At 63.4% G+C, this 15030-nt stretch carries 16 protein-coding genes, 1 tRNA gene and 2 pseudogenes; 7 read left to right on the top strand and 12 right to left on the bottom strand.

The features are described from left to right. Positions 1-3: 3 nt before the first annotated feature. Together JL100_RS27445 and JL100_RS36900 are read right to left on the bottom strand one after the other, a co-directional pair. Entirely contained in the window at positions 4-561 is a 558-nt protein-coding gene (locus JL100_RS27445) for a hypothetical protein (RefSeq protein ID WP_202685509.1), read from the bottom strand. Positions 562-968: 407 nt separating this feature from the next. Next, positions 969-1100, bottom strand: a pseudogene (locus tag JL100_RS36900) (IS6 family transposase); the annotation flags it as partial. Here JL100_RS36900 and JL100_RS27440 point away from each other — a divergent pair. Next, the gene (locus JL100_RS27440) at positions 1075-2136 is read left to right on the top strand and encodes an IS110 family transposase (RefSeq protein ID WP_202685510.1); all 1062 of its coding nucleotides are present in this window, start codon (positions 1075-1077) and stop codon (positions 2134-2136) included. The pseudogene JL100_RS36900 and the gene JL100_RS27440 overlap by 26 nt on opposite strands. A gap of 277 nt (positions 2137-2413) precedes the next feature. Beyond that, on the top strand, positions 2414-3649 hold the full coding sequence (locus tag JL100_RS27435) for an IS110 family RNA-guided transposase (protein ID WP_228420933.1): 1236 nt from the start codon (positions 2414-2416) through the stop codon (positions 3647-3649). 50 nt (positions 3650-3699) lie between these two features. On the opposite strand, the gene JL100_RS27430 is transcribed toward JL100_RS27435, so the two are convergent. Together JL100_RS27430 and JL100_RS27425 are read right to left on the bottom strand one after the other, a co-directional pair. Further along, a complete protein-coding gene (locus JL100_RS27430) occupies positions 3700-3888 on the bottom strand; it encodes an anti-sigma factor family protein (RefSeq protein ID WP_202685512.1) in 189 nt (62 codons plus the stop codon). Positions 3889-4017: 129 nt separating this feature from the next. Beyond that, positions 4018-4377 (bottom strand): hypothetical protein, encoded by a 360-nt coding sequence (locus JL100_RS27425; protein ID WP_202685513.1) that lies wholly within the window; start codon positions 4375-4377, stop codon positions 4018-4020. Between the two features lie 402 nt (positions 4378-4779). Here JL100_RS27425 and JL100_RS27420 point away from each other — a divergent pair, with 402 nt between their 5' ends. Continuing rightward, positions 4780-5196 (top strand): hypothetical protein, encoded by a 417-nt coding sequence (locus JL100_RS27420; RefSeq protein ID WP_202685514.1) that lies wholly within the window; start codon positions 4780-4782, stop codon positions 5194-5196. 125 nt (positions 5197-5321) lie between these two features. Beyond that, positions 5322-5543, top strand: a complete 222-nt coding sequence (locus tag JL100_RS27415) for a hypothetical protein (RefSeq protein ID WP_202685515.1) — start codon at positions 5322-5324, stop codon at positions 5541-5543. 125 nt (positions 5544-5668) lie between these two features. On the opposite strand, the gene JL100_RS27410 is transcribed toward JL100_RS27415, so the two are convergent. From JL100_RS27410 to JL100_RS27385, 6 genes and pseudogenes are all read right to left on the bottom strand, one after another. Further along, positions 5669-6652, bottom strand: coding sequence for a protein kinase domain-containing protein (locus tag JL100_RS27410; protein ID WP_202685516.1), 984 nt, complete (start codon positions 6650-6652; stop codon positions 5669-5671). Then, positions 6649-7581, bottom strand: a complete 933-nt coding sequence (locus tag JL100_RS27405) for a protein kinase domain-containing protein (RefSeq protein ID WP_407697032.1) — start codon at positions 7579-7581, stop codon at positions 6649-6651. The genes JL100_RS27410 and JL100_RS27405 overlap by 4 nt, the downstream gene beginning before the upstream one ends. Positions 7582-7837: 256 nt before the next feature. Beyond that, positions 7838-8464, bottom strand: a pseudogene (locus JL100_RS27400) (IS701 family transposase); the annotation flags it as partial. Between the two features lie 279 nt (positions 8465-8743). Continuing rightward, positions 8744-8820 (bottom strand) — tRNA-Arg (locus JL100_RS27395). Positions 8821-9037: 217 nt separating this feature from the next. Continuing rightward, positions 9038-9469, bottom strand: coding sequence for a DUF1772 domain-containing protein (locus tag JL100_RS27390; protein ID WP_202685518.1), 432 nt, complete (start codon positions 9467-9469; stop codon positions 9038-9040). Between the two features lie 47 nt (positions 9470-9516). Further along, positions 9517-9975, bottom strand: a complete 459-nt coding sequence (locus tag JL100_RS27385; RefSeq protein ID WP_202685519.1) for a MarR family winged helix-turn-helix transcriptional regulator — start codon at positions 9973-9975, stop codon at positions 9517-9519. 315 nt (positions 9976-10290) lie between these two features. On the opposite strand from JL100_RS27385, the gene JL100_RS27380 reads away from it, so the two are divergent. Further along, positions 10291-11070, top strand: a complete 780-nt coding sequence (locus JL100_RS27380) for a M48 family metallopeptidase (RefSeq protein WP_202685520.1) — start codon at positions 10291-10293, stop codon at positions 11068-11070. A gap of 221 nt (positions 11071-11291) precedes the next feature. On the opposite strand, the gene JL100_RS27375 is transcribed toward JL100_RS27380, so the two are convergent. Beyond that, complete coding sequence (locus tag JL100_RS27375) at positions 11292-11645, bottom strand: cupin domain-containing protein (protein ID WP_202685521.1); 354 nt, start codon at positions 11643-11645, stop codon at positions 11292-11294. A 164-nt stretch (positions 11646-11809) separates the two neighbouring features. Between JL100_RS27375 and JL100_RS27370 the strand changes: the two genes are divergently transcribed. Further along, positions 11810-12940, top strand: coding sequence for a hypothetical protein (locus JL100_RS27370; RefSeq protein WP_202685522.1), 1131 nt, complete (start codon positions 11810-11812; stop codon positions 12938-12940). Between the two features lie 204 nt (positions 12941-13144). Here the strand turns inward: JL100_RS27370 and JL100_RS27365 are convergent, their stop codons facing one another. After that, entirely contained in the window at positions 13145-13426 is a 282-nt protein-coding gene (locus tag JL100_RS27365; RefSeq protein WP_202685820.1) for a hypothetical protein, read from the bottom strand. A 58-nt stretch (positions 13427-13484) separates the two neighbouring features. Here JL100_RS27365 and JL100_RS27360 point away from each other — a divergent pair, with 58 nt between their 5' ends. Then, a complete protein-coding gene (locus JL100_RS27360) occupies positions 13485-14849 on the top strand; it encodes an IS701 family transposase (protein WP_228420846.1) in 1365 nt (454 codons plus the stop codon). Positions 14850-15030 lie beyond the last annotated feature (181 nt).

Raw genomic sequence — 15030 nt, 5'->3', positions numbered from 1 at the left:
GGATCAGTAGCCGAGCGGGGGCAGGCAAGTCGGGCGCTGGGTCCACTTGACCACTTCCAGCACCGGGACCTGGAGCGGCCCTTTGGCTAGGCGGATCTCGCGGAATCCGGTGTGGCATACGACTGGCAGCTTGCCATCGGGCCTCTCCATGCGGCTGATCTTGACGGCGACGTCGCACACCGCCTGGAAGCTGGCGGTCTGGGCCTGTTCCCACAGCGCGAAGTTGGTTTTCGTGATCGCGACGGGGATCGAGAAGCCGCGCTTCCAGCCCTCGCCTTCGGGCTTCGGCTCGAACTTGCCCAAGCTGGCATTGAAACGCCAATCGGGCGGTAGGCCGATTTCGCCGGTGCTGCGGCACCAACCGGTTTTTAGACCGCCGTCGTAAATGTCGAAGACGACGCCGTCAGTTCTGATGGCGTCATAAACGATGCGGCCGTCACGGGTACGCAAGGAATAGCTCTGCGCCGGGATGACGCCGTCCTTGCTGGCATCGCTGAAATAAGAGAGACCAACGTCGGCGCTGCGGAACTGCTGGTAGCCGGTATCAATAACGAGAGACATGTCAGACCTCGAGAAAAGTGCTTTGCTCCGTCCACCCGCGCAGGCTGCTTAGACCCGCGGGTCGGACGACTCAAAATGTCCAGGGCCGGTTAAGCCGTGATTAGACCTCATGTTTTTTTAAGAAGTGGCGGGCATCGCGGAAAGCAGGAGAGAGCGGCGCCGGTACAATCTTTTGGAGTCCGGGGCCTTTTTTTATTAATTACGGTTTGAGATCGGAGCCTCGCTTTATCTCCTAAAACGATTAGAATATTTCGCAAAAGGACAACCGGTGGTATTCTTCAAAAAAATAATAATCCGTTTGACAAATGTTGTTTTTCGAAAAAGTTAACAAAGCAGTGTTTTACCATATTGGAGCATTGTCACGTGAACTTGGCCACCGCGCAGAAGCCCTGAACCTTTGACAACTTTCATGCAGCAGTGGCAGCAGCATTCCAATCGGCCATGGCCTGGGCCCGGAAGGTGCGCAGGGTGCGGCGGGAAATCAGATGGCGCTGCAGGTTGAAGGTATTGTAGGTGGCGGCATGCATTGAGACGAAGCGTGTCGATACCCACAAGCACACCCACGCCGCTGTGGCGATTACCGGCTTCGGCGCCCGGGTGGCCGAGCTGACGATCAAGGTCGGCTGTCATGGCTACCGCCAGCTTGAAACCTGGGCGGCGTCGCTCGGAACCATCCACGCCTTCGGCATCGAGGGCACTGGCTCGTACGGCGCCGGTCTCGCCCGCGCCCTTCGTGACGGCGGCTACACCGTTCACGAGGTCAGCCGCCCCGACCGGCGGCTGCGGCGCCAGCACGGCAAGACCGATCATCTCGATGTGGAGGGCGCCGCCCGCGCCGTGCTCAGTGGCCAAGCCACCGGCCTGCACAAGGCGTCCACTGGCGGGGTCGAGATGATCCGCCACCTGAAGGTCGCCCGAGACACGGCCGTCAAGGCACGAACCCAGGCCATGCTGACCTTGAAGGCCGTCATAATCGTCGTGCCGGCTGGCCTGCGCGAGAAGCTTGAGACGATCACGGGCACGATGGCGCTGGTCCGTCATCTCGCCGCGCTGCGTCCGGGGGCGATGACGTCCCCAACCGCTTCGGCCAAGGCCAGCCTGCGCGCCCTCGCGCGTCGATGGCTCGACCTTGACACCGAGATCAAGGCCCACGACGCTCACCTCGAGGCCTTGGTCGAGCATTGCGCCCCGACGCTGGTGAAGGCCTATGGCATCAAGTCAGGTACCGCCGCGGAAATGCTGATCCTGGTCGGCGACAACTCGGAGCGGATCCACTCCGAGGGCGCTCTTGCCAAGCTCTGCGGCGCCTGCCCGATCCCAGCCTCCAGCCGCAAGGTCACCCGCTACAGGCTCAACCGCGGTGGCAACCGGCAGGCCAACGCCGCCCTTCACCGCGTGGTCGTCGTGCGCATGCGCGGCCACCAGCCTACGATCGATTACGTCCGGCGCCGAATCGCGGAAGGAAAGAGCAAGCCCGAGATCATGCGCTGTCTCAAGCGCTTCGTGGTGCGGGAAATCTTCGGCCATTTGTGCCATTCATCCAAACCCGCTCCATCTGACCAAAATGCCGGTTGACATATATAGGAGATTCCCTGCGCGCGGGCGCGCACCACCGGTTCACGAAAATATGGTGAAGCCGCTGGAGATGATCGCCGACGGTGTCGATTTATGAGACGGCGATCGCAGGGAGGTTGGATTCTGATAGGTGATCCATCCCGCATAGGAGATTGACCGGCACCGCATCCAGGCATCACCGAGAGTCGCGACCCGGTTCGGGCCAGCACGGGGGACAGCTTCTGTCTTTGACTTGCGGTGCGGCGATCGCCACGGCAACAGCTTCACGGAGGCGATGATGGAAGCAATCATCGAACGCTGTGCCGGTCTCGACGTCCATCAGGCGACGGTGGTCGCCTGTGTGCTGATCGGCGAGGCCGACCGCAAGCCGCACAAGGAGATCCGGACGTTTTCGACGATGACGCGGGATCTGGAGGCGATGCGGGATTGGCTGAAGGGCCACGGCGTGACGCATGTCGGCATGGAGAGCACCGGGATTTACTGGAAGCCGGTCCATACGATCCTGGAGGGCCACTTCGAGCTGATTGTCGCCAACGCTCATCACATCAAGAACGTGCCGGGGCGCAAGACCGACGTGAAGGACGCCGAGTGGACCGCCGACCTGGTGCGCCACGGCCTGGTCAAGCCGAGCTTCGTGCCACCACCGCCCATCCGCGACCTGCGTGACCTGGTCCGGCTACGGCGCTCCTTGGCCGAGGCACTGGCCACCGAGCAGAACCGCACGCTCAAGCTGCTGGAGAGCGCCAACATCAAGTTGGCCAGCGTGGTCAGCCAGGTGTTTGGCGTGTCCGGCCGGGCGATGCTGAAGGCGCTGATCGAAAACACCGCCACGCCGCAGGAGATGGCGGACCTGGCGAAGCGGAGTTTGCGCCGTAAGCTGGAGCCGCTGGCCCTGGCGCTGGACGGCCGGCTGACCGAGCATCACCGCTACCTGCTGGCCTTCCACCTCCGGCGGGTCGAGGCGATCGAGGCGGATCTGCGCGCGCTCGACGAGCGCATCGAGGAGAAGGCCCAGCCCTACGCGGCGCAGCGGCGTCTGCTCCGGCAGATCCCTGGTGTTGACGACCGGATCGCCGTAGCGATCATCGCAGAGATCGGTATTGACATGACCGTGTTCGGCAACGCCAGGCGCTTGGCCGCGTGGGCCGGGGTCTGCCCCGGCAATCACGAGAGCGCCGGAAAGAAGAAGAGCACGGCCGCCCGCAAGGGCAACATTCACCTCAAGACGACTCTCGTTCAGGCCGCGGTCTGCGCCGCCCGGACCAAGGGCAGCTACTACAAGGACAAGTACCACCGGCTGAAGGCACGCCGAGGCTCGCAGCGGGCCGCCATGGCCATCGCGCACAAGATCCTGGTGGCGGTGTTCCATATGCTCGCCAGGATCGTTCCCTTCAAGGAACTCGGAGAGGCGTTCCTTGATCAGCAGGCACGGACGCGCACCACGACCAACCTGGTCCGGCGCCTCAACAACCTCGGATACGACGTTCTCCTCCGCCCAAAGGTCGCCGCATGACCACCTGCCTCCAGCGTGCCCGGCCCCCGCCACTAATTTTCGGGACAGCATCAATGCCAGGCATTGAGTTGACGCATCTGTGCGATCCGCTGACGAGCATCCGGATCGCGGGCAAGCAAATCTTCGACAAGACGCCGCTGCGCCGCATCCAATTCGCCGTCCACGTAGGCAAACAGCAGGATATTCCTGTGTTGTTCTTCGGAACCTACAGCACTTCTCTCTTTCGGATCGAGGAACAACGCTGCCTCTGACAAAACTATACAGGATACAACTTCTATACCGTACCAAACCAAAGGTTATTGCGCGTATGCATAAAAGAAAGGGGCAGGACGACGTTTTCGTGGTCAGTCCCTTATTCGTATCGACACCTATGGGATGTGTGCATTAGGGGCAGAAATCTTCAAGGCTGTGACCAGCTTTTGCAAAACGGGGCCACAGAAAAGTCCGCGACGGCGAAAAGCTTCCGGGGTCGATTCGAGCAGGAACAGCCGCGACCGCTCTCCATACAAGAAGTACGTACCTTGCAGAAAATAGCAGGGCTTCTCGCACCACGGCGGAGTATTGCCGCCCACCAACCGCGCCAAGTGTTCAGCCATGCCACCAACATGCGCGTGCAGCATACTATTATCCAAAATTTCTGGCTCTTCATCATAAACAGCAGTTGGCACAGCTAAGTGGCCGTCACTCCACTCCGCTACTTCGATCAGATAGTCTATGAATTCTTTCATGGCTGCCGGGTATCCTGCGCCTGCTAAAACTAGGCGGGACATGCATGCGAGTGACCTAGGGGCGGGCATGAACCTGAGGCGTGTGTCTGGCGTGATATCCATGAGGAAAAAATTGGTTGAACCAGCGTAAACGACAAGTTCTGCATTAGGAGTGTGGCAGAGTGGTGATCTCGGCGCTCGACTGACGCTATCAGCCAGTAGGAACAGAAAGTAAAATGGCTCCAAGTGGTCTCACTAAAACGGTCTATCTGGTTCACCTTAAAGATAGAATAAGCCGCTCTCGCGCTCGCAATGAAATCTCAACCTATGATTACAACAATATATTTTCGTTATGTTGATTTCTTGTACCAGCGTCAGCTCGGGTGAGGTTATCGAAAATCCCGAATACGAGTGAGATAGATAATGAATGGGCAAGAGAGTGAAATACAACGAGCGATAGTGATTCGCCACTTCATGAAACCAATTATAAGTAGAACAGAATTTGTTCTAAAATCGGTTTTTCCGAAAGATGTTGTCCAAATCCAACTACTCACTCAGATGTTTATGGAAAATAAACAAGCTTCTTGGTGGATCAATAATGGGAAAGATATTTTATACCCATTTGAATCAGCACAGTCTTATTTATTTAGTTCTGGATTATCAAATTGCTTGGTTTGTGCGACAATCATGATTGCAGACCATACGTCATTATCTATCCTCTTGGATGAGCCTGTAAACCAGATCGATTCAGCGCGATCAGATGCGTTGGCTTGGTCAAGCATCATTGAAAAAGCCAAAACCCAAATCTGGCTAATTAGCCAAAATTTAGGCTTAATTTGAGGCTAGGAGCTTTCAGGAACATCGCATACGGCGTAGCGATGATGCTAAAAAGCCTTATCATGAATAGGTCACGCTTACATTCTTAAGACTATGTTCAGCTTGGCACATTATACCGGGACAAGATCATGAGCAACATCATCAAGCATGCCGAGTGCAACGACACCGTCGATGCCGGCTCTATAGATATCATAGCTGCTGTCCTGCAGGACATGGGATATGTAAAATTTATTATCAGCGCTTCTAAAGGTGCTCCCATGCTCTCGCGGGCTCGAGCGACGAGGATTGCACTCGCTCTAACTGCCAATCTGCAGCAAGATGGCCCATATGGGACAGAGGTCCTGTCATGATGTTTATCTGGTGACCGTTTACAGGTCATAAAGCGAAGCGACTATTCACCGTAATCTCGGATTTCCGGATTATCGTGCTGCCTAACCGAGAGGAGCATTCAACCAACTCCGCCGTCATGCGCCAATTAGAAGTTCCGTCCCACCATTTGGTGGAGCGGATTGAGGTTGAACCGTTGCGGCTCCTTTGTCCACGCGCCGTTGACCCGGACGCCAGCCGACACCGTTCCCGGTTCGGACGGCGCCGGGGTCCTCGGCACCAGATCGGGACGGAGCTGCGCCAGACGCTTCGCCTTCTCGCGGATCTCGCGCCTGATGCAGTCGCCGACGCCGGTCAGATAGCGCAAGGTGCGCCGGTGTACCGCAAGCAGGTCGCGCACGGTATGGATGCCCATGCGATCGAGCACGTCCTGCGCCTCGATCCCATAGCCCAGTTCGGCGATCGAGGTCTGCGCCGTGGCCCGGCGGGCGACGGCGTCGAAGCCGGTATCCTCGATCCTCTCCAGCGCCGGCTGGTCGAACACGTGCCGCCATGCGCGCTGCATGTCCTCGGCATTGTCGAACCGCTCGCGCGCGTCGCTCCGCAGCGCCTTGGTGAAGAAGCCGGTCAGCCCGTCGCGGAGGTGCGGATTGAAGCGGTCGGCCTCGATCACGGCTTCGGCGCCGACCGCGGCGGGATCGCTCTGCTTGTCGCTCCAGGACGGGACTGTGCCGGTCAGCATCTCGTACAGCGTCACCGCCACGGCGAAGCGTTCGGCGTTGAGGTCCCAGCGCGGCGGCCGCCGCAGCGACAGGAAAGGGTCGAGATAGGGACGCGTTCCCGCCTGGATGTTGTCCGGCGATGTCCGCGTCAGCGAGAAGTCGAACAGGATGAGGCGCTTGCGCTCCTTGCCCTCGGTGATCCCGATATTGTCCGGCTTGATGTCGCGGTGGGCGACACCCTTTTCCTCCAGGTGATCGACGGCGCTCAGAAGCTGCTCGCCGAACCGGCAGATCAGGTCCAGCGACAGCCGTTCCTCGCGCCGGAGGTGGTGGGCCAGCGTCTGCCCGTTGACGTGCTCCATCAGCACCGCCGTCCGCCCGGCCACCGTCAGCGTACGCCGCGCCTTCACGACGTTCTGGTGATGGAGTGGAGCTTAAGCAGCACCGCCCCTTCGGCCTGGAGCCGGTCGTTGTTGGCGGGGTCCAGCGCCACCTTGAGCACCAGTTCCTCTTCCGTCGGGTCGTCGTCGGCACGGACCAGCAGGGCGTCGGCCGACGCGCCCCGGCCAAGCCGGCGCACGACGGTGAAACCGCCGTCGATGCGGTCTCCAGGCTTCGCCACGGCCGGATCGACGGTGTCTTCGGGCGTGCCGAGCCGCATTTCCGTCTCGGCCTCGCCGAGATAGTCCAGGAACTCATCCATCGAGCCGATCCGGTTCGAGACATCCGGATGCGTGCTGAGACGGATCAGATCGACAAGGCTCTGCATGGCTCCGTCGATCATGTCGGAGATCCGCAGGCCGCCGTCGGTGCGCAGTTTGGTCGCCAGATCCAGCGGGGACGCGGCCGGCGGCTGTCCGGCGAACAGGTGGAAGGCTATGGCGCCCAGCGAGAACACGTCATGGTGCGCGCCGGTCTCGACACCGCCATGCAGTGCTTCCGGAGCGATATAGACCTTGGCCAGATCCTCGACGTAATCCTCCAGGTGTTCGGTACCCCTGGTGTCGAGCGACGTTCCGCCGGTCGAGGCGTCGCGGGCGGCAGACTGCCAGTTCATGATCTGGAGGTTCGGATAGGCCTGATCGGGGTCCCGCACCAAGATGCTCTGCGGCGACAGCGCGCGATGGCAGAGGCGTTTGCCGTGGGCGTATTTCAGCGTCTCCGCCAGTTGCCGCACTAACTGGAGCCGCAGTTCGACGCCCATCAGGTCCAGATGTTCGCGCAGCAGGAAGTCGAGGCGCTTGGCCTTGGGATCGTGATCGAACACCAGCGCCGGGCCGCGCTCGCTTTCCTTGAAGTCGCGCACCTTCAGGATGCCGGGATGATCGATCCCTTCCATCACTTGGAATTCGCGGGCGGCGAGCCTTCCGAGCGACTTGCGGGCTTCATCCGACGACGAGGTGGTGAAGGGATAGACCCGGATTCGCCGATGCACCTTGGCGCTGACGTGGACGCCATCCCAGTCCTGCCAGCCATCGCCTTCGTCGAGGATCTTGCCGAGTTCATAATCGCCGATCCGGCGCTGGCCGAGCGCCGGGCGGACGCCGGCCTCTTCCATGGCCCGGCTGATGACCCGCGCGATGGGAGCATCGACGGACGCCGTAGACACTGTCCGCTGCCACCCAGGAAAACGGCACTCTGGCGCCGATTGCCCGCTCGATCATCGCGACCGCGAGCTGCGGTTTGGTCGCGAACGTGACAGCCTCGGGGACATGGGCTGCCGCCCGGCGCTCCGGGCTGTCGGTCCAGGCCTTGGGCAGGTAGAGCTGCCGGTCGATGAAGGCGTGGCCTCTGGTCGAGACGTAGGCGGCGAAGACGCCGACCTGGCAATTGGTGATCTTGCCCGCCGAGCCGGTGTACTGGCGGGGGACGCCGCACGATGCCGTGCCCTGCTTGAGAAAGCCGCTCTCGTCAATGACCAGCACCGCGTCCCCCTCGGCCAGCGTCTCAAGCGTATAATCACGCACAACATCGCGCAGGGCGTCGGCATTCCAGTGGCTGCGCCCCAGCACCGCCTGCTGGCGCCAGGGACCGGCATCGCCAGCGGCCTCCGCTCGCATCCATCCCGTCTTGCGCCGCTCCGGTCCGAGAAGCGTGTCCAGAAAAGCCGCCGCCGAAGCCACAACACTCGGATGCCCGATCAACCAACTCAGACGGGCCTTCGCTTTCCGAAGTTCGGCAGACCAGAGCTCCAGCAGATCCTCAATGGCAACACCAGACATCGAACCCTCCCCCAAAACTCGATCAACAGGGAAGAGGATTCGTTGCTGCAACTGTAATGCTAAGCAACGTGCCGGTCATTATCCGACTGCCGCCATCGTCGTGCCGAAGTGATCGTCCCGCGTCTTTAACACCCAATTCGCTGACGCCATAAGGATAGCTTTTTCGATGGCTAGCACGATCCCAAGGAAGGCTCCAGCGCTCACTGACACCTGACGGGGGCGCTTCGCCCATCGTAGTGGGATTTTAGCGGGATGTTAGACCCGGAAAGGCCGGAAAAGTGGCGGACCCGATACGATTCGAACGTACGACCTCTGCCTTCGGAGGGCAGCGCTCTATCCAGCTGAGCTACGGGTCCAGCGACGGGAAGGACCATAGCCCATGCCAAGCCGCCGCGCAATGCCTGGTGGACGTGTTTTTCGTGCCGGCGGTGTGCCGCTCGCGTGGCGAGTGGCGCGAGGGTCCTGCGGCAGAGGTCGTGCGGTCGAATCGGATCGGGTCCACCTTCGCCAACGCTACTTTCGCCTACCAAAGCGTCGCGGCCGCACTCGTCCGGCGCCGAAGCCTTGTTCCGCTCAGGCGAGGGAAGCCCATAGGAACGCGGCGGCGGCGCCGGATCCGAGCGCAGTCCGCACGGCGTGCAACAAGCCCCATTTCTCGATCATCCTCCGGCTTTCAGGACCCGCCATCGTGGCCTCAAGCAGCATAAGCCGGTTGTTCGTGGGCATGATGGCGAGGAATGTGAAGGGCCAGTTCGCGATCATGAGAAGCGCTCCAAGTATCCATCCGACATGGCCTATCTGCCACCACGCCGCCAATCCGAAGAGAAAGCCTACTATCGCCAGGGGAGCCTGCATGGCAGCGCCACGTTTGTAGGCGGGCTTCCATTCCGCCAGCAGCGAGCGGTGGTCCAGCCCCAAGCGGGCAGGCTGTTCGACCACATTGATGTAGAAAGCCGCGCCGGTGAACATGGCGGCCGTGAGAAGAGCCAATTGACCAGTCAGCATCGCTATCTCCATGGAGCATCGACGAGCCCTAGCGCTCGGTCTTGGTTTTACGGATCGTCGTCATCTTCACATCCGGTTCGGAGCCGGCCGCGAACGATCCGCAGCAGCTCGGTCGCGGATTCGATGTCCTTGACAGGCAGGCCGTCGGCCAGAGCGCTTGCCCATGGTCTCTGGCGCGTGATGGCGGCCTCATAGAGAGCGCGTCCCTGCTCCGTCGGAAGGATAAGCTTGGCCCGCCGATGGTGCGGATTGGGTGCGAACCGGACAACCCCTTGCCCCTCGAGCTCATTGGCCAACCGCTGCACGTTCTGCCGCGACAGACCCATGTTCCGCGCGATGTGGGCCACGGGCAACGGGACCGGTGACATCATGACGGCTCCCAATACCTGCCATCGTGCGCTGGTCAGCCCAAGGTCACGGACCAAGGCGTCTCCGGCAGCGAGCAAGCGCCCGTTGAGGCGGAAGCATTCAAGGATCAGTTCGGTGACAGCGGCAATATCTGACATGTAGACATGATGCTAAATTGACATCATGTTGTCAATATGGGCGATGGCTGGAATGAGGGCTCGGAGGGATGAGCTTCGAACGATGCCGATTCCATACTACCGAGGAGCATCCACACGGCCAGCAACCGACCGCGCCCCGGCCTCCAGCACGCTTGCATACCCCACCACCTTGGGGGGCCGCCCGGGCGAACGATCCCGGAAGGACCCGAGCGCCGGAAACGGCCCACGCAACCGGCATGTCCGTCCGCCCGTTGGTGGCTTGGTTCCGCATCACTTCACTCCGCTTCACCCCACCGTCAGACGATGTGCCATCCCATGTGCTCCTGCTCTCCGCCGCTGAACCGCCGCCGCATGCTCGGCCTGCTCGCCGGCGTCGCCGCTGCGCCTCTGGTCGCCGGCTGCGACGAGATCGGCGGCTTTCCGATCCAGCTCGTTTCCGACGAGACCGTCCGCCAGCTCGGGGTGGAAAGCTGGCAGCGCATCCGGGCGCAGACGCCGGTGTCGCAGGCCCGGGACCTGCAGCAGGCTCTCCAGATGGTCGGCCGGCGCCTGCTCCAGGCCGCCGGCGAGGACCCCGCCCGGTGGGAAATGGTCGTCTTCGCCCGCGACGAGCCCAACGCCTTCGCCCTGCCCGGCGGCAAGATCGGCGTGTTCGAAGGCATGTTCCGGGTCGCCGCCAACGAGGACCAGCTTGCCGCCGTGATCGGCCATGAGATCGGGCATAACCAGGCCGAGCATTCCCAGGAACGGCTGAGCGTCGCGGCGGCCAAGCAGTTCGGCCTGCGGCTGGTCAGCGCCGCCCTCCAGATCGGGGACGTGACCTACGCCAACGAGATCGCGGCGCTGCTCGGCGTCGGGGTGGAGTTCGGGCTGGAACTGCCCTACTCGCGGCGCCAGGAGCTGGAGGCCGACGAACTCGGGCTGCTGACCATGGCCAGGGCGCGTTTCGACCCCCGGGAGGCGGTGGAACTGTGGCGGCGGATGGAGCGCGCCGGGGGACGGACCGCCCCCGCCTTCATATCCACCCACCCGGCGCCCAGGGCGCGGATCGAGGCGCTGGAGCAGATCCTGCCCCAGGTTCTCCGGGACAGCTGAGGCGGCCCCGGAGAGGGGCGGGAGCGGTGCGCTACGATGGATTGCCCGGCAACTCCGAGTTTCGGTGGCGCCGTGCATCGACATTCCACCGAACTCGTTGACGTTACCGTGCGGGACCGCGGAAGCGGCACCCGGTCAGGTAGATCCGGCCGGGACAGCCGATCACATGCGTTGGGCCACGGCCCAACGCATCGCGACACGTGGAACGGCAGGCTGTAGTGCTAGACGTGCACCTTCTTCGCGGCGGTGGCCTCGTCGCCCGTGTTGGGCGTGCCGCGCGGCTCGATGAGCAGCAGGTGGACCTCGCCATGGGCTACCGGCCGATGTTCCACGCCCTTCGGGACGATGTAGAGATCGCCGGGACCCAGCTTGACCTCCGAGTCCCGCAGCTCGATCGTGAGGTCGCCCTTGAGGACCAGGAAGAAGTCGTCGGTGTCCGGATGGGAATGCCAGACGAACTCCCCCTCGGCCTTCACCACCATGACGTCGTGGCCGTTGAAGCCGGCGACGATCCTGGGCGACCAGTGATCCTGGAACAGGCCAAGCTTCCGGGCGAGGTTGATGGGGTCTGCCATGGCTGGGCTCCTGCCTTGTGACGGCGTCAGGTACTGAAGGTAGGAATCATCCTCCGGGACCGTCCACGTTGGTATCGGGAGAATTTTAACCCCTCCGACGTCATGCTGCATCGTCAGTCGCTTCGGCTGGCCGATCAGCCAGGATATCAAAAGAACGAGACGCCATGGGTAACGGCATCTATCTCGTCCGCGACGACGGCGGCCTCATTGAAATGCGGGCGGCTCCCTACGCCACCGAGGACTTGCTTCAGCGCCTGCTGGCCACGCATCCCAGCCTGATAGCCGGTGATCAGGTCGATCCCGACAACCCGCGGCGCTGGCTTCTCATCGCGCGCGAGCAGGCCGTGCCGGGCGAGGATGGCGGGGAAGGCCGCTGGTCGCTCGACCACCTGTTCATCGACCAGGACGCCGTGCCGACGCTGGTCGAGGTGAAGCGCGCCACCGATACGCGGAGCCGGCGGGAAGTGGTCGCCCAGATGCTGGACTACGCCGCCAACGGCGTCGTCTATTGGCCCGTGGACGAGCTGAAGCTCCAGTTCGAGAGGACCTGCGCCGCCCAGCAGCCGGAGGAGGAGGCCGCCGGCATCCTGGCCCGCTTCCTGGGAGCGGATGCCGATCCGGAGAATTTCTGGCGGCAGGCCGACGTCAATCTCCGCGCCGGCCGCATCCGCATGGTCTTCATAGCCGACGAGATCCATCCGGAACTCCAGCGCATCGTCGAGTTCCTGAACGTCCAGATGAACCCGGCGGAGGTGCTGGCGCTCGAAATAAGGCAGTTCGTCGCGGACGATATGCGCACCCTCGTTCCGCGTGTCATCGGACGCACCGCCGAGGCCCAGCGGCGCAAGGGCAAGGATGCCATCAACAGGATTTCGGTGGAGCAATGGTTCGACCGGCAGCGGGCCCGCCATGGCGACGAGCATGTCAGGACAGCGCGCCTCCTGGTGGACTGGATGGCCGAGCATGGCGATCACGTCACCACGACGACCGCCAACGACCCTTCGATCCTGATGCGCGTGAACCATGCCCAGCGCACATACTACCCCGTGTTCCTGAAACCCCATGACAGGGCCGCCACCAGCCTGGTCTGGCTGAAGGAGAAGCCCCCGTTCGACAGCGAGGAACTGCGTCAGCAGCTGCTGGACCGGCTCAAGCTTATCCCCGGCATGCAGATGACTGCGAGCGCCATCAAGGGCGAACCCGGCGTCTCGCTGAAGCAGCTTGCCGATCCCGCCGTCATGGCCCAGCTCCTGGCCGTTTGGTCCTGGATCATCGACCGTATCCGGGCTTCCTGACGGCACCCCGGGACCCTCTTCATGAAGGAAAGTATTCCTTCATGACTTCGTGCCAGACTTCCCTCCGCACCCCGGTGCCGGATCTTTGGAGCGTGAATACGAAAACCCACGGCACCCTTCCGGGGCCGACGCCCCGCGCTCGGCGTCCCGGCCTTTCATGACGAATGCTGACCTCGACTTTGGCCATCCTAAATGGGACTTTGATCAGGCCCTGATCCAGAAGAAGGGTTCCTCGGCGATGAAGTCGAGGGCGTCATCAAGGGGCATGATGGCGCCGAAGGGACCGGCGGGTCCCCAGGCGTCGCGTCGCCACCAGAGGACCTCGACCTCGTCGTCCTCGCCGGTCGGGCACAGGCGGGCGACCGGCGCGCCGGTGCGGGTGCTGACCAGCGAGTAGCCGTGACCGGCGCGCCGGGCGCGGACGCCACCTTGCGGCCAGGGGTGGGCGTGGATGCGCTGGAGCACGGGGTCGGTCTTGGCGGCCATGGCGATCTCCGCGGGGCGGGACTGTTGGGTCCAACACTCCAACCGCCCGGAGGGGACCATGGACCGCCCTGACCCGCCGCTGCCCGAGGCGTTCTGCCGCTGGCTCGCCCCGGCGCTCGCTGTGTTCTCGCCGACCTGCCGGCCCCAGGCCGCCGCGCTGGCGGTCGGCGCCCTGCTGGCGCTTGGCCCGCGCACCGTGGCCGGCGCGCTACGCGCGCTCGGCCTGGCCGGACGGGCCGATTTCGCCACCTTCCACCGGGTGCTCAGCCGCGACGTGTGGTCCGGGCTGGCGCTGGCCCGGCGGCTCACCCGGGCGCTGGTGCGCGTGTTCGCCCCGCTCGGCCCGGTGGTGGTCGGGCTCGACCACACCCTGGAGCGCCGGCGCGGTCCCCGGGTCCGGCCGGCGGCACACTACTACGACCCGGTGCGCTCCTCGCGCGGGCGCAAGGTCACCAGCCGCGGCCTGCGCTGGGTCTCGGCCATGCTGCTGGCCGAGGTGCCGTTCGCCCGCAAGGTCTGGGCGCTGCCGATGCTCAGCGCGCTGGCGCCGAGCCAAGCCTTCTGCCAGGCCGAGGGCCGGCGATACCGGCCGGTCACGGCGTGGGCGCTCAGCCTGCTGCGCCTGGTGCGGCGCTGGCTGCCGGGGCGCGCCATGGTCGCGGTGATGGACGGCGAGTTCGCCTCGGTCGGCCTGCTGCGCGAGTTGGGCCGCGCAATGACCGTGGTGACCCGGCTCCGCCTGGACGCCCGGCTGTTCGACTTCCCGGCCCCGCGCCCGCCCGGCCGGGGCGGTCGGCCCGCCACCAAGGGCAAGGCCCAAACCAAGCTGGCCAAGCGGCGGCACGACGCGGGCGAGCCCTGGCAGCGCTTCGCCCTGCTGGTCCGCACCGGGCGTCGCCACGCGCGGGAGGCGGAGTTCATCTCCGGCACCGCGCTGTGGCACCACCCGGGGGAGCCGCCGGTCGCGGTCCGCTGGATCCTGGTGCGCTATCCCGGGTCCAAGCGCGACCCCGACGCGTTGGCGTGCACCGACTTGACGGCCGACCCGCTGGTCATCCTCGGCTGGTTCTCCAGGCGCTGGCTGATGGAACTCACCTATGAAGAGGCGCGCGCCCACCTCGGCGTCGAGACCCAGCGCCAGCACGCCGACAAGGCGGTGTTCCGCACCACCCCGGTGCTGTTCGGCCTGTACTCGCTGGTCGCGCTCCATGTCCAGGCCTTCGCCGGCCAACTCGACCTGACCCCGCGCCGGGCGGCCTGGTACCCCAAGACCGCCCCGACCTTCGCCGACGCCCTGGCTGCCGTACGCATCGCCCTGTGGACCGACCTGAATTTCGTCACAGCCCTGGATCCCGGCGAAACCGTCCAAATTCCTCGCACCGTCTACGTCAGGCTCGTCCAGGCCGCCGCTTATGCCCCCTGACCTATCAAAACCAATCCGAAGCCGCTCGTAGTCCCATTTAGGATGGCCAAAGTCGAGATGACATTTCCCCGGGGGGTGATGTCAGCATCGCTTCCCGCCGGAAGCGCCGGTCCGGCCGGGTCGGATCCGGATGCCATGATCACGCCGCCAGCCCGACGCCACCCCATTTGTAGACATTTGC

The organism is Skermanella mucosa, from assembly GCF_016765655.2.
In the GTDB taxonomy this organism is placed as follows: Bacteria; Pseudomonadota; Alphaproteobacteria; order Azospirillales; family Azospirillaceae; genus Skermanella; species Skermanella mucosa.
Note: the sequence above shows the minus strand (reverse complement) of the source record. Positions and strands in the feature narration are given on the sequence as shown.